Source organism: Photobacterium alginatilyticum (genome assembly GCF_009910675.1).
GTDB lineage: Bacteria > Pseudomonadota > Gammaproteobacteria > Enterobacterales > Vibrionaceae > Photobacterium > Photobacterium alginatilyticum.
This window is the reverse complement of sequence record NZ_RSEJ01000001.1, coordinates 532,475-546,908: the sequence shown is the minus strand read 5'-3', so window position 1 is coordinate 546,908 and position 14,434 is coordinate 532,475. Positions and strand designations below refer to the sequence as shown.

Here is a 14,434-nt window from a genome sequence, read left to right as displayed (position 1 = left end):
TCTGAAAGCCTTCCCAGAAGGAAGATAGGAAAGTATTATTCGACATGAAAACGGTAGTTTGTGTAGGTTTTTGTTTGGCGACTAAACCATATCACTTACTACCGTTTTTGTTTTCAGTTCCCGCTAATCTGCGAAGAACCTAAAATAAAGCCTCAACTTCTGTCAAGGCTTTGATATATAAATAAGAGTACGGGTAACCAATTAAGTTTACCTCATCACAATTTAAAACGTCCCACAATAGCTGAAAGCTGTTTATTTAAGTTGGCAATATCATCAGCCTCTTGAAGAGCGCTCTTACCATTCTCTTCTAATTCACGAACGATATTGTTTATTTCTGTCATGTTCCGGGTCAGTTCTTGAGTTACGCAGCTTTGTTCTTCAGCGGCAGTTGCGATCTGCGAACTTAAATCATGAATATCATTCACGAAATCGCTCATAGAACCTAAGCTTTCTTCGACCTCACTCGAGCTAGAAATCGTATCTTGACAACGAGATTTTGTGTTATCCATTGATTTTACGACATCTTGAGTGCCTTGAAGTAGAGACTCTAGCGCGGATTCGACCTCTTCTGTACTGTCTTTAGTACGGCTTGCCAAGCTACGTACTTCGTCAGCAACAACCGCAAAACCTCTGCCTTGTTCGCCTGCGCGCGCCGCTTCAATTGCAGCATTTAAAGCTAACAGGTTTGTTTGTTCAGCAATGCTATTTATTACCTCTAAAATGCCATTAATGTTTTCTGTTTTTTCACTCATTTGAGCAACATTGTCAACGGCACTATCAACATCAGTGATAAGGCCAGAAATGGTTTTCTTTGATTGTTCGGCAATAATACGTGAAGTACTACCAACCTCATTGGCTCTTTGCGTAATTTCAGCAGTATTAGACGCATCTGTTGCCATCGCATCCGCTGTTGAATTCATTTCTTCGATTGCAGTAACGACTTGCTCAGTTTCAGCTAAGTGTGAATTTAAATTCTCATCATTTTTTTTAGATTGCTCTCGCATGCGCTCAGTATGGGATTGCAACTCTACCGTTGTACTTTTTATCTCCAGCATCATACCTTGCAGATTTTCAATGAATTGATTAATACCTTGAGATATTTGCCCCAAATCGTCATCAGTACGAACTTCAATACGCTGAGTGAGATCGCCATTACCACTGGATAAGTCAAGAATTGTCTGTTTCAAGGCGATGATGGGGCGATAAAGTATATTTAGGATACCAAAAGTAAGTAGCATGCTGATGATAACGGCTAGAGATGTAATGACTATTGCCGAAGTAGCTGAAGCATCCAATTTTGCAAACGCAACCGATTCATTTATACCAATACAAAAATACCAATTTTTGTCTCCAGCCCTTATTCTCTGTGAGAAAAATATCTTCTCTTCCCCATTAAGTTTATAGGTCTCCGTTGTACTATCTTGATCCACCGCTTTATTAGCCAACGTTGAAAACCACTGGTAAGAGGTCGCTTTCTTCCCTAGTTCCAAATCTGGTGACGAACTTGCCAGGATAGTCGTGTCGCTATTTAAAATGACAGCCGTGGTACCCGGCAGATTATTGGCCCTTTTGACGATTTCATTTAGAAACCCCAACTCCATATCCGTGGAAAAAGCACCATTCTTAATTTTTTCAATAATAGTTATCCAATACGTACTTCCGTATAGATAAGGCTCCGAGACAGTAACCCCTGGCGCTTGGCGTCCTTCTATATACCAGCTTAATTTTCTAACATCACCTGTATACAAGTGATCAGGATAATCTTCTGCCTCAACATTCCAGTACGATCGACCATCTTCAAAGGAAATCGCGGCACTCCCTGTATTAAAGGTTGCAGCTAAAATTTTTGCTTGTTGAATAATTTCATCACTACTACCTTGAAAGTCTTGATTTTTATACAATTTGGCGAGCCCACTCAGCCCATTCACTTTTTCATTAATAAGACTTTCAATAGCAAGACTTTGCCCCTTAACATAGTCTTGACCATTCTTAATAATATCATTGGTTAAGCCCTGTTTTTCTTGCAAAAAAAGTACATAGCTAGAAATAGAAACGGACAATCCAACTAGTAGAACAACTGATAAAATCAGTACCTTTTTTAATCCTAAACTTCTCATCTACACAACCTTTAAACTTTACTCACAGCATCATCAATACCAAGATGAAAGCGCCTTAATATATAAATTCAGTTCTAGGACTAATATAAACACAGCGTAAGGATAAATATGCTTAAAGAAGCGATGCCGTTTTGCTATTTGGAACGTGGAAAGCTTTCTAGCAGGTATATCTCGACCAAATAGACTGGCTCGCTTCTGTCCAGTTCTGAGTTACGCCTTTCAGCTAAATTGTATAACGATGCAGGAGATAATATCGGGTTTGGAGTCCCGTTTTTTGAAAAAATGAGAGGTTATGGGCATAAACAAATTATAAAAAGCAGGCAAGAGGTACTCAGTTCCAGTATCTCTTTGCCTGCCTAAATATCAGAGCGTTTAAAAGTCAGCACATATTTAGCTGTACTTTAGAAGCCGTTGGCAACTCAGAAAGGTGCGTACCGCCGTTGTGCGGGTAAATAATATATTTACCGTGATACTTCCCCCCAAGCTAGAAGCTCAACCATTCGAATCAAAAGCAAAATGAAAGGCCTGACCGTATTCGTTTCATTACCTCTATTTTGCGCGCATTGACGTTAGTTTATTTTTGATACTGCGTGCTGCTCTACCATGAACGCGATCACTTCATCATTTAAGCAAGATTTACTGACATATTGACGCTGTTTACCCATATGAAGGATAAAACCTAAATCGCTTTGTTGAAGTTGGTCGATTTCACTCCAGTCGATGTTACGGGTGTTTTTACCGCTTTTATAACTCACACCCTTAGAATCAACATGAAATACCACTTTGCTGCCAGAGCTCATGCTAAGTGTTTGTCGCCATAACCACCAGGTTCTCTTAAAATAAACACTAAGTGCCTCAATAATACTCAAAACAATAAAGAACCAACCAACGTACCCGCTGGGTAGTAGCTCAAATTTTACTAAAACCACCCCAAAAAGAAGAAAAAGTATTCCTTTTAAATAGGCTTTGGGAAATTCAGCAGGACGACTAGTTTGATCATAACACTCTGCAAAAAAGGTCTTGTCGAGGGTGTATTCTGTGGTGAAATTAAAATCTTTAGACATATGTGGCTACTTTGAGGCTTTCTGTGAATGTGTATCCCATGCTGCGACCTCGCAACTCTAGTATTGTATAGCTTCTCGGTGCTTTTCTTTAGCTGTTTTTATCCTCTTTTGTAAATCATTAATACCGACAGAGTCTACTCACACCATAGCCAGTTGCTATCCAAATTGGTATTAAATGATGCATCAGCCAGCTAAAAACCTAGGCGCTCTGTAATGCTATATAACGCTGATAGCTGGTGCGCAAACACAATGTCAGCAGCAACTAAGCTGACTCCCAGTTGGACAAAACCTCGTTGCGAATTTCAAGAGACAGCGAGATTAGCGGGTTGCTCCTAATGCTGGCATTTATTGGGAAGCTGTTGCGCTTTTTTGGGTGACCACCGTTAGATAGACCTGAGAGATAACAGTCATTGTAACAATTGAGAAAACTATCCTAGCCCACAGAATCATATTTAGGTCAGCGCCAAGTAACATAATCAACGCGGTATCTTCAAATACACTATGAACCAAGTTCAGAAGTAACACTGTGATTACCGCATCATGTTTCGTGAGACGCCCTTTTTGAGATTCATTGATAATCAAACCACCACCATAGGAAAGACCCAATGTGATGCCGATAACAGCCAAGTTAGCCGCCTCCCGACTGACTCTTAGCACCTTCAAAAAAGGCACCATCAACAACGACATTAGATGCTCGATTCTAAAGAGCTTTAACAGTCTCAGCATCACGATAAGAGCAGATATCACACAAAAGATGGCAAAGAGATTTTCAATCTGACCTAACGTCCATTCATAGTAATTGGCATAACCCGCTGTATCATTGCTCCATAGGATCTGAGCAAGCTCTTGGCTTTGTTCTGTATGTGCGTAGTAGATAGCTTGTAGCCACGCAAATAATAAACCGCCGCCAATTCTCACGGCTAACGTTGTCCACATTGGCACGCCAGCTCGCTTAGAGATCATCCCTTCAATGGGAAGGCCATGGCAGACAAGTAATAGGCTGCCAAGGACAGTTACTTGAGCAACACTCAATGCAACATCGGTATTAACTAGGACTAGCATGCCCGCATACAAATTGGTCAACATGGTGGTTGCCCATACAAGAGCCATCGAACTAGGTAGCCCCAACACACTCATCAACGGCTCTAACAGCTCACTAAGAAGCTCCACCCCACCTAACTTATCTGCGATTTCGACCAGAATAATCATAGGGATCATCACCTTAAATAGCGTCAATGTTGTTGACACTATGTCTTTGCATAGCTGTTGGACCTCTGCAAACACTCTATTCATTTCAGTACCTTGGGAAATGTGATTACTTGGTGAAGATGATAATACGAACCTCGATTAATAATGTGTGATCAAGACAAACTCTTCTGATACAACTTACTTCCTACCTGGTTGAATTAATCAGTATTGATGTTTGTAGTGGCATATCCATTAGATATTTTAATCAATCTAAAAAAAGGTCAAAACTCACTAAGGGGCAAAAATAAGTTAGAAAAGACAGGCGAAATACAAGCTCAAATCGAGTATTTGCCTGTCAGAATATCAAAACGTGTACAAATCAGTACTGATGAAGGCTCAAGAAGCTGTCGGCAACTCAGGCAGGTGTGTGCCGCCGTTGTGCGGGTAAATAAGATATTCACCGTGATACTTCACTTTCGACTTATAGTCGGTGACTTTATACATCAAGAGTCCCGCTTTATAGGCAGTGTCGACGAAGAACTGCGCATCACCGCGAACATAGAGCGATATTGGCTTGATCACCTCACCCTGCTCAGAAATCCCTTCTTTAAATTGCTTCGAACACACCACCAGCGAAGCCTGGCCATCGGTATGATGCGTCACTTTCCGGTTTACTTCATACTCTGTCGTTACGAGCCAGTCAGCTTCTTCCAATAGTTCATAAAGAGAGTGAAGCTGCTCGCTTGTCGTCGCTCTGGCAACGTCCTCATCACGAGGAATACCGGAAAAAGTCTGATAAATATGCTCAAACTGCTGCTTTAACTGGGCATTTTTCCCCATACTGCGGGCCTGCTGCTGCCAAGCCAGCAATGTTTTGGCCAAACAGTGATCATAACGCTGCTGTTTGATTGCCTTGGTGACCCAGGCACTCAGGAAGTGAGTCTCACTGACCGGGTTATGAGGCGTTTTACCCGCCTGCTGGGAATCGGCTAGTTCCTGAAGCCCATCAGAGACCAGTGTATAAATTTCTTGATAAAAGTTTGCCATGTGGTGCCTTAAGCGTCTCGGGACATAAACCAATAAAAACCCGCAGATAATACTGCACATGTCGCCATGGTCAATGCCATTGGCCAAACTGTTGCATCTGGCATCATCGCAACCATCCCGCCGACAACGGTTCCGGTACCGAATCGCATCGTTCCTGCCAGTGAAGAGGCCGTGCCCGCCATATGCGGATACTTGGCCAGCAGACAGGCCATCGTGTTACTACCAATAATAGAAATGGTACCGACAAAAAGCATGACAGGAACAACGACGCCCCACAAGCCGAGCGCAAAAAGTTGGCCACACACTAGGCCGATCCCGGCAATTAGCTGAATAGTCAGGCCAAAACGCAGCATCCAGTGCGATCCCACCTTTTTCACCAGCCGACCGTTAATGCTGGTCATCAGGATCAAGCAGACAACATTCAAGCCAAACAGCAAACCGAAGTTTTCAGTGCTGACATGGTACAAATCAATATAGACAAAGGAGCCAACGGTCAGAAACGTAAACATTCCGGCGAAAGAAAAACCGCTGCTGAAAATTAAACCAACCGCAGTAGGTGTGGTGAGCATACGAGCATAATTTCTCAAGGTCGAGCCAAGATGAAAAGGCAATCGCTTTTCAACAGGTAGCGTTTCCGGAATTTTACCCAGTACAGCCACAATGACGATAGCGGCAAACAGGGCCAGTACCCAGAAGATAGAACGCCAGCCAAACCAAATCGACAGATAACCACCAATCATCGGGGCCGCAAGCGGAGCAATTGTCATCACCAGGGTGATAAATGACATGGTACGGGCAAACTCCTCACGTTCGAACATATCCCGCACCAGAGCCTGAATGATGACCGCCGCCGAGGCACCAGCAAAGCCTTGAGCCGCACGTACCCAAGTTAGCTCGACAATACCCTGGCTCATAGCACTTACGCAGGCTGCAATGGCAAAGAGCACCACACCAATAATCAGAATTGGCTTACGCCCATAACTATCGGCCAGAGGACCGTGTAACAGCTGTCCGATAGCAAAGCCAGCGGTATAGGCCGTTAAGGTAGTTTGTACAGCACTTGGGGAAACAGCCAAATCCCTTGCAATACTTGGCATAGCAGGAAGGTACATGTCTATTGCCAGCGGGGTTAGCGCAGCAATGGCACCCAAAATAAGGATCAATTGCAAGCTCAGCTTCTGACTGTCTTGTGTCGTCATAAATTCTCAATACTGGAGGTTCGAACAGGTAGCCGGATATTGTACGACGAATTGACTAATATACCCAAGTAACTTTAAGGTGCTGATTTCAGAGTGAGCTCAGCGAGTTCAATTCAAGGAAAATAAACGTAGGCATGGTTATCCCTTTCAAGATTATTTGACACAGAAGTGAGCTCGCTGACTCACTCCCGAAGGGCGAGTTTTATTGGCCTCTATGCTGTGTTGCTGATTATTGGCGTAGAGCTACTATGCCTTCAAATCAGCGCCTAGCCTAGAAGCCAGTAAATTCTCGCTGAAACTTGCACCTTGAAGACACAAAAAAGGACGGATACACCGCCCTTGTCTGTCGCCCTTTCTGTCTCTGTTACTTCAGAAAGTAGGCTATCTCTTCGTCTGTCAGCGGACGGTACTCGCCCGGCTCCAGTTCTTCATCTAGCTCAATATTACCCACCTGCTCACGGTGCAAGCCGACAACCTTGTTACCCACCGACGCAAACATTCGCTTAACCTGGTGGTACTTTCCTTCCGAGATGGTGATTAGCGCTTCACGTTCACTCAGGATCTCCAGCTTGGCCGGACGAGTAAGCTCTTTCTCGCCGCGCAGCTGTACTCCTTCGGCAAACGTCTGAACCGTCTCTTCCGGTAGTGGATCTGCTAGCTCAACGTAATACACTTTCTCGCACTCGTGGCGAGGAGACGTAATACGGTGCGACCATTGGCCGTCATCGGTCAGCAAGACTAACCCGGTGGTATCACCATCCAGGCGCCCTGCCACATGCAGCTTCTCCGGGCTGACCTCATCCAGCAGCACAAACACCGTCGGATTGTAATCATCGACATGGGAGCATACAAAGCCCTGTGGCTTGTTAAGCATGAAGTACCTTGGCCCGCTGAAGCTCAGAGAACGACCGTTGAACTCGACGTCGCAGTCATCGGTAACTTTCAACGAACCGTTTTTCACGATCTCGCCGTTCACTTCAATTTGTTTGTTTTTTAATAGTTTACCGGCTTCTTTACGAGTAATACCCAAAGTGGTACTTAGAAATTTATCAAGCCTCATTACTGGCTCCGCATGGTGCAAAAACGCGTATCATACCAATTTTATCGAAGCGGACATAGACACAGGTGCATGGCAATCTGCAATCTTTTTTACGAAGAATTTCCGCAACTGAGAGAAAGATCCAGCTTTTCAATCAAACACAAACTAAGCTACAAAAAATAGAACATTTCTGGCTTTTCGTGGTCTTTAATTATGAACATGTTACACATAGGTTACGTATAAACATACAGTATCATCAGAACGGATTTGATGAAAAAACCTACAACAAAGGTCGTACTATGAACATCTCACTTGTTGCGCCAAGTTTGTCATCAACAGATATGCTACTTAAACTCGTTGAGGAACTCTTTGAATATGAAGTCCTCCCGCAGAAAGCCGAACAAACGAGTCAGGCTATTCACCAGTTAATCAGTAACCCGGAGCTAGGCCAGGCCTGGTTTATCGAAGTCGAACAAGAAGGCGAGAAACTGATCGCTGGCCATATCATCGTCAGTTATAGCTTCAGCCTCGAATATGGGGGCCGCATTGGTCTCATCGACCAGTTCTATCTCAAGCCAGAGTGGCGACAGCAAGGTATAGGAACTGCACTGATCCCACAAATCGAGCAACACGTGACCGAAGCAGGTGTACATGCCCTGTCGCTCGAAGTGAACATCGGTAATGCCGGAGCCAGAAGCTTCTATGAAAAACACGGCTTTGTTCCTCGTCGACAGTTTTGCATGATGACCAAGGTGATCAAACAGCAAGAGATGCCGCTGAACATTGCATCTTAACGCTATAAATTGAGCAACGCTCTGAATGTAGCCCTGAACAAAACGGTTTAGCCGCTCGCTATCTCGTTGTTACACATGCTATAGCAATCCAGTCTATCCCGGCTCACTTAATGGTGGGCCGATACATGTCAACAGCTTCCCCTATCGCCATTGGCTACAGCTTTCAGGTACACTCTCTCCCTCGAGAGCAAACTGGCTCATCAGTTGATGTCCATCAGTAGTAGTAAATATGTATACCCTCCGCCCCTATCAGCAAGACAGCGTCAAAGCGACGATACATTATTTTCGCAAACACAGTACCCCGGCGGTACTCACCTTGCCGACCGGCGCTGGAAAAAGCCTAGTGGTTGCCGAACTTGCCCGTATAGCCCGCGGCCGAGTACTGGTGTTGACTCACGTCAAAGAGCTGGTCGAGCAAAACCACAGCAAATACGAAAGCTACGGCCTGAAGGCCTCTATTTTCTCGGCCGGACTTGGACGAAAAGAGACAGATCGCCAGGTGGTCTTCGCCTCGGTCCAGTCAATGGCCAACAGCCTCGACCAGTTTGCCAATGAATTCTCCCTACTGGTTATTGATGAGTGCCACCGGGTGCCCGACGACGAGAACAGTGCCTACCGAAGAGTGATCAGCCACCTGCAGGCGATTAATCCGGGGATCAAGATCCTTGGCCTGACGGCGACCCCCTACCGCCTCGGCATGGGGTGGATATACAAATACCACACCCGCGGGCAGGTTCGCACCGAGCAGGACCGTTTCTTTCGAGACTGTATCTTCGAGCTCCCCATTCGTTATCTGCTGGATGAAAACTACCTCACCGAACCCAAGATCATGGATATGGCTGTGATGGGCTATGACTTTTCCAGTCTCAAGCCTTCGGCTAGCGGCAACTACCGTGAAGCCGATTTAGATAGTGTGATCGAAAAGTCATCCCGTGCAACACCTATGATCATCGATCAGGTTATCGACTACGCAAAAGATCGCCGCGGAATCATGATTTTTGCCTCAACGGTTAACCATGCCCAGGAAATCATGGGCTACCTTGCCAATGAAAATGCCGCTTTGGTGATTGGTGATACTCCGCTCGACGAACGAGACCGGATCATCGAAGCGTTCAAGCGGCAAGATATCAAATACCTGGTTAATGTCTCGGTGTTGACAACCGGGTTTGACGCCCCCCATGTCGACCTGATTGCTATCTTAAGACCGACAGAATCTATCAGCCTTTACCAGCAGATAGTCGGGCGTGGTCTGCGTTTGTTTGAGGGAAAAAAAGACTGCCTGATTCTGGAATATGCCGGAAACTGCTACGATCTCTATCAGCCGGAAGTTGGCGATCCCAAACCTAACAGCGATAGTGAAGTGATCATGGTCCCCTGCCCGGCCTGCGGTTTCAAAAATAGCTTTTGGGGCAAGCTTGATCCTGCCGGTTTTCTTATCGAGCACTACGGCCGTCGCTGCCAGGGCTACTTTGAAGACGATGATGGCGAGCGTGAGGAGTGCGGATATCGTTTCAGGGCCAAATATTGCGAGGAGTGCGGCGCAGACAACGACATTGCAGCCCGACGCTGCCACCTGTGCAATGCCGTGATGGTTGATCCCGACAAAAAGCTCCGCGATGCGCTAAAGCTCAAAGACGCCATGATCATGAAGTGTACTGATCTGCGTCTGGAACCAGGGAAAAACAAGTTCGACAAACCCCAGCTCAAGGTGATTTACACCAGCGACGAAGGATCCGAGATCAGCGAAGTCTGGCCATTGGCAACAAAAACCCAGAAAGGTAACTTTCTGAAAAAGTTTATCAATCCACACCTGGTCGATCGCCACCGTCCGTTTACGGATACGGCTCCGACCAAAGTGGCCAACAGTGAACACCGCTTACGCCCGCCGGAAATTATCATTGCCCGAAAGAATGGTCGTTTCTGGGCAATCCGGGATAAGCTGTTCGATCTGGACCAGTACCAAAAGAGCTAATAAGCAACCAACAAACGATGACGATATTATCTATATAAGAAAGACCGCACTTAGCGGCCTTTCTTTATTTCGCAGGGTTCTATACTCAACAGGCTAGTAACACTGAAATAGATGCCTCATCAGTTTTGGGTAATTAACGATTAAAACGAGGAAGGAATGCACAGGCAGCTGCTAATATAGATATTTAAACGACTTTTCACGGATTTATCTTGCTGGATGCACATTCCAATGTTAGTATCCGCGCTCGATTTAGGACATTGAGTAAGGTCGCATTACTCATAGTAGTCCGATTTAATTAACTTAAAGAGTATTTAAGATGAAATTTGAAGCAGTAGTACGTACAGACCTAGGTAAAGGTGCGAGCCGCCGTCTACGTCACGCAGAGCAGTTCCCAGCAATCGTTTACGGTGGCGAAGCAGCTCCGATTGCAATCGCTCTAGAGCACAGCGTAGTTATCAACCAGATGGACAAGCCTGAGTTCTACGAAGGTATCACTCTAGTGATCGACGGCGCAGAAGTTAAGGTTAAGCCACAAGACATCCAGCGTCACGCGTACAAGCCAAAAGTTGAGCACATGGACTTCATCCGCATCTAATTGCGAGTTCATACTCTTCTAAAAAAGCGCCTTTATGGCGCTTTTTTTATATCTGTGGGTTATTAAATTTAGTATTTCTCGTCAAATAGTGATTGTTGCGGGCTCAAGCCTTGCTCAGACGATAGTTGTTGGTTATCTGCTTTGTTTCTGCGCATCACCCTTAAATAACGCTGTCGGCATAGCCGCAGAGTATTACGTTGTTGATCAGCAGTCATCTTCTGCCAGTTAAAACGCTCATCCCGGCTCCGCATACAACCCTTGCAATACCCGCGTTCATTTACCTGGCATACACCGACACATGGGCTAGGGATTGAGAAAAACTCAAGTTGCTCCATCCTACCCTCCCCGCATCTAGTACCTTAATTGATAATATGCAGAAGCCAACACCACGTCCAATCTTGTTTCGCAGAGTGAGAAACTAGGCTGCCAGTCTGTTTACGCTTTCTCACAAATAGATGAAGTCAGCAGCCATAAAGGGTATATATCAGACAATTTAATGTGCTTGATTATTCAACCATGTTGCCAAGTGTTCCCCTATTCTGTTACTGTTTCCGGGTTATCAGGACTGATAACTTGAATATTTATTGACGTAGATTGACTATAAGTCTTTGCTACGTGTACCAGGAGGGAACCATGGATTTTTTTGTACCATCGGCGTCTAGTCCAGCACAGGCCGAATCTGTTTTTTCATCAATTGCCAATCATGTCTCTGCACCATCTCAGGCCCAACGCGTTTTCAAGCTAGAGTGGGAACACGAAGGCAACAGCTGCACTTGCGAGATCGGCAAAACATTACCAGCGGTCTTTCGCACCGATGAAGTTGTATTGGCTATTTTTGATTGTGGTAATGTGTATAAAGTCTGCACGCCTAATCGCGGTGCTATCAACTTTGATCCGATCCATGCCGTTAAATCATCTGTTAATAGCGTCGAGTTCTTCAGCTGATCACACTTGATCTTTACAGATCTAAAAACGCGCTCTCTAGCGCGTTTTTTTAATGATGCCGTGTGTCATATCCTATCAAGACATAAGCTAAAACAGCCCCATCTGAGGTGCAGTAATATCATCAAAGTGCTTGCCAATAAACGGTAAGATACCATCGGCTACCGGCTTTAGTTGCTTCTCGAGGTAATGGTTGTAGTCAATCGGGCTTTGTGTGAACTCATGAGGTTCCGCCCCGGCAATGGTAAATACGTACTCGATCACTCCCTTGTTCTGATACTGCAATGGGCGGCCTAATTTGGCGTTCATCTCATCCGCCATTCGGGCAGCACGTACCTGTGGCGGGATATTCTTCTGGTACTCATTTAGGTTTCGCCGCAGCCGCTTGCGGTACACCAGCAAGTGATCGTGTTCACCAGCCAGAGTTTTATTGGCATAGTCACGAACATATTCATCAGCATCCTGATCATGGAAGACCATATCATAAAGCGTTTGCTGAAACTCCTGCGCCAATGGTGTCCAGTCTGTACGTACTGTTTCCAGTCCCTTGAACACCATTTTCTCCTTGCCATTCTCAACCACCAGTCCAGCGTAGCGTTTTTTCGAACCCGTTTCGGCCCCTCTGATCGTCGGCATCAGAAACTTCTGATAATGCGTTTCGTACTCAAGCTCCAGGTAGCAATCAAGGTTATACTCCTCCCGCAGTCGTTGCTCCCAGGCAGCATTGATATCGATAACCAACTGCCGACCAACAGAATCAGCGTCTTCTTGCACATGACTTTTGCCCAAATGCACAAAAACAGAATCCGTATCACCGTAGATAACGGTATAGCCTTTCTCTTCAATCATGTCTTTGGTACGCGACAACACTTCATGGCCGCGCATGGTGATTGACGATGCCAGCCGGTGATCAAAGAAACGACATCCAGACGATCCCAGTACCCCATAAAACGAATTCATAATGATCTTGATTGCCTGAGAGAATGCCTTCTCACCATCACGCTTGGCCTGATCACGCGCCAGCCAGAGATCCTCAATCATTTTTGGCAGAAAGTGTTTCTCACGATGGAAGCGGCCGCCACGAAAACCTGCAATAGCCTGCTCATCACCTTTACCTTCTTCAAGTTGAAGGCCTTCCACCAGCCCCATTGGATCAATACGGAATGATCGAATAATGGACGGATACAGAGACTTAAAATCCAGCACAAGTACAGAATCATACAAGCCCGGTTTCGAATCCATGACGTAGCCGCCCGGACTGGCTATCCAATTTTCGCTATCCAGACTCGGAGCAACATAACCGGCACGGTGTAACTGAGGAAGATATAGGTTGGTAAAGGCAGCAACAGAGCCACCGATGCGGTCAAGCTCGACACCCGTCAACCGGCTTCGCTCCACCGCAAAATCCAGCAGGTGGGTATGCTCAAAAATACGCGAGACTAACTTGCAGTCCTGCAAGTTGTAGCGGGCCAAGGATAGCTTGTCGTGACGAAACATATGATTAATTTCATCCATACGATCATTCACATTATGGATCTGCTTTCCTTCGCCAAGCAATTCCTGCGAGACAGACTCCAGCGACCAGGAACGGAAATTAAACGTGGCCGTTTTCAGCGTATCAATACCGTCTAACACCACCCGCCCCGGTATGGTAATGAAACCTTGGTTGGGATTTTGGTTCGACTGGCGCCAATGCGGGGGCTGTTTCCCCCTGCCGATCCGTAAGGTCAACTTGTTCCATTCGGCTCGTTTGAGCAACAATCGGAAATCAAAATCAATGACATTCCACCCAATCACGATATCGGGATCAAACTGGATAAACCATGATTCAAGGGCTAGTAATAGATCTTTTTCAGAATCCACCCATTGCACCCAGCTGTTTTCGGCTTCGTCCCCCGATGGTGCGCCGATCATAATCACACGACTATCGAACTCGTTATGCAGACCTACCGAATACAATACGCCCTTCTCAGAGCACTCTATATCCAGAGAAACCACTGATAGCTTGGGTATGAAATCAGCTGCTTTCGCTTTAACCTGCTGATACTCAATGTAGCCTGCTTTCTGCTGGCTGTGACCGCTAAACGCAATGCCACCACGAATGAAACGCTCCATCAAAAAGCGATCGGCCAATCGGATATCAGCCTCAAACACCTCAATTCCTTCAGAGCGCAGCAACGTCGTCAATTGCAAGCTATCGCGAACCGTCTTGGCATAACAGGCGTACATTGGTTTGTGCTGGAAGCTTTTTAACGGCAGTTGACGCCAGCTGACCGATATATTGCCAGCACGAAGAATAGTTTCCGCATTGGGCTGATCATGACTAGTCACGAAACAGACAGGTTTGTCACCTTGGACAATGAGACGACAAGGCCCCTGTTCGGTTTTGACCCATAGCACGATCTCTGTTTGGCCACGTACGTCTCGGCTTTGCCTTGTTAGTACAAAGCCCGTTGAATGAGTTTGCAAAAATACCT

General features: G+C 45.7%; 12 protein-coding genes. 4 read left to right on the top strand and 8 right to left on the bottom strand.

Features of this window, described 5'->3' with window-relative positions; translation table 11 throughout:
• Positions 1–215: 215 nt before the first annotated feature.
• The 6 genes from EIZ48_RS02285 to rsuA all read right to left on the bottom strand — a co-directional run bounded on the left by EIZ48_RS02285 (position 216) and on the right by rsuA (position 7,675).
• Positions 216–2,117: a methyl-accepting chemotaxis protein gene (locus EIZ48_RS02285; protein ID WP_160648485.1), complete on the bottom strand. Its 1,902-nt coding sequence runs from the start codon at positions 2,115–2,117 to the stop codon at positions 216–218.
• A gap of 569 nt (positions 2,118–2,686) precedes the next feature.
• Complete coding sequence (locus EIZ48_RS02275) at positions 2,687–3,181, bottom strand: YcxB family protein (RefSeq protein ID WP_160648484.1); 495 nt, start codon at positions 3,179–3,181, stop codon at positions 2,687–2,689.
• 345 nt (positions 3,182–3,526) lie between these two features.
• Complete coding sequence (locus EIZ48_RS02270) at positions 3,527–4,390, bottom strand: hypothetical protein (RefSeq protein WP_205298567.1); 864 nt, start codon at positions 4,388–4,390, stop codon at positions 3,527–3,529.
• A gap of 375 nt (positions 4,391–4,765) precedes the next feature.
• A complete protein-coding gene (locus tag EIZ48_RS02265; protein ID WP_160648482.1) occupies positions 4,766–5,416 on the bottom strand; it encodes a DUF2913 family protein in 651 nt (216 codons plus the stop codon).
• Between the two features lie 8 nt (positions 5,417–5,424).
• The gene (locus tag EIZ48_RS02260) at positions 5,425–6,615 is read right to left on the bottom strand and encodes a Bcr/CflA family multidrug efflux MFS transporter (RefSeq protein WP_160648481.1); all 1,191 of its coding nucleotides are present in this window, start codon (positions 6,613–6,615) and stop codon (positions 5,425–5,427) included.
• A 364-nt stretch (positions 6,616–6,979) separates the two neighbouring features.
• Positions 6,980–7,675 carry a 16S rRNA pseudouridine(516) synthase RsuA gene (gene rsuA, locus EIZ48_RS02255; protein WP_160648480.1) on the bottom strand — a complete coding sequence of 232 codons (696 nt, stop codon included), beginning with the start codon at positions 7,673–7,675 and terminating at the stop codon, positions 6,980–6,982.
• 278 nt (positions 7,676–7,953) lie between these two features.
• Here rsuA and EIZ48_RS02250 point away from each other — a divergent pair, with 278 nt between their 5' ends.
• The 3 genes from EIZ48_RS02250 (at position 7,954) to rplY (ending at position 11,015) form a co-directional block, all read left to right on the top strand.
• A complete protein-coding gene (locus EIZ48_RS02250) occupies positions 7,954–8,448 on the top strand; it encodes a GNAT family N-acetyltransferase (protein WP_160648479.1) in 495 nt (164 codons plus the stop codon).
• Between the two features lie 229 nt (positions 8,449–8,677).
• Positions 8,678–10,420 (top strand): DNA repair helicase RadD, encoded by a 1,743-nt coding sequence (gene radD, locus EIZ48_RS02245; protein WP_160648478.1) that lies wholly within the window; start codon positions 8,678–8,680, stop codon positions 10,418–10,420.
• Positions 10,421–10,736: 316 nt separating this feature from the next.
• Positions 10,737–11,015, top strand: coding sequence for a 50S ribosomal protein L25 (gene rplY / locus EIZ48_RS02240; protein WP_160648477.1), 279 nt, complete (start codon positions 10,737–10,739; stop codon positions 11,013–11,015).
• Positions 11,016–11,083: 68 nt separating this feature from the next.
• Here rplY and EIZ48_RS02235 read toward each other — a convergent pair whose 3' ends face one another.
• Positions 11,084–11,350 carry a DUF1289 domain-containing protein gene (locus EIZ48_RS02235; protein ID WP_160648476.1) on the bottom strand — a complete coding sequence of 89 codons (267 nt, stop codon included), beginning with the start codon at positions 11,348–11,350 and terminating at the stop codon, positions 11,084–11,086.
• A 298-nt stretch (positions 11,351–11,648) separates the two neighbouring features.
• Here EIZ48_RS02235 and EIZ48_RS02230 point away from each other — a divergent pair, with 298 nt between their 5' ends.
• Entirely contained in the window at positions 11,649–11,960 is a 312-nt protein-coding gene (locus tag EIZ48_RS02230) for a hypothetical protein (protein ID WP_160648475.1), read from the top strand.
• Between the two features lie 87 nt (positions 11,961–12,047).
• Here the strand turns inward: EIZ48_RS02230 and EIZ48_RS02225 are convergent, their stop codons facing one another.
• Complete coding sequence (locus tag EIZ48_RS02225) at positions 12,048–14,426, bottom strand: DNA polymerase II (protein ID WP_160648520.1); 2,379 nt, start codon at positions 14,424–14,426, stop codon at positions 12,048–12,050.
• Between the last annotated feature and the right edge of the window lie 8 nt (positions 14,427–14,434).

Coding starts and splice junctions, on each gene's coding strand:
- EIZ48_RS02260 (WP_160648481.1), bottom strand. CDS start 6,615: ATGACGACACAAGACAGTCAGAAGCTGAGCTTGCAATTGATCCTTATT.
- EIZ48_RS02285 (WP_160648485.1), bottom strand. CDS start 2,117: ATGAGAAGTTTAGGATTAAAAAAGGTACTGATTTTATCAGTTGTTCTA.
- rplY (WP_160648477.1), top strand. CDS start 10,737: ATGAAATTTGAAGCAGTAGTACGTACAGACCTAGGTAAAGGTGCGAGC.
- EIZ48_RS02270 (WP_205298567.1), bottom strand. CDS start 4,390: ATGATTATTCTGGTCGAAATCGCAGATAAGTTAGGTGGGGTGGAGCTT.
- EIZ48_RS02265 (WP_160648482.1), bottom strand. CDS start 5,416: ATGGCAAACTTTTATCAAGAAATTTATACACTGGTCTCTGATGGGCTT.
- EIZ48_RS02235 (WP_160648476.1), bottom strand. CDS start 11,350: ATGGAGCAACTTGAGTTTTTCTCAATCCCTAGCCCATGTGTCGGTGTA.
- EIZ48_RS02230 (WP_160648475.1), top strand. CDS start 11,649: ATGGATTTTTTTGTACCATCGGCGTCTAGTCCAGCACAGGCCGAATCT.
- EIZ48_RS02275 (WP_160648484.1), bottom strand. CDS start 3,181: ATGTCTAAAGATTTTAATTTCACCACAGAATACACCCTCGACAAGACC.
- EIZ48_RS02250 (WP_160648479.1), top strand. CDS start 7,954: ATGAACATCTCACTTGTTGCGCCAAGTTTGTCATCAACAGATATGCTA.
- rsuA (WP_160648480.1), bottom strand. CDS start 7,675: ATGAGGCTTGATAAATTTCTAAGTACCACTTTGGGTATTACTCGTAAA.
- radD (WP_160648478.1), top strand. CDS start 8,678: ATGTATACCCTCCGCCCCTATCAGCAAGACAGCGTCAAAGCGACGATA.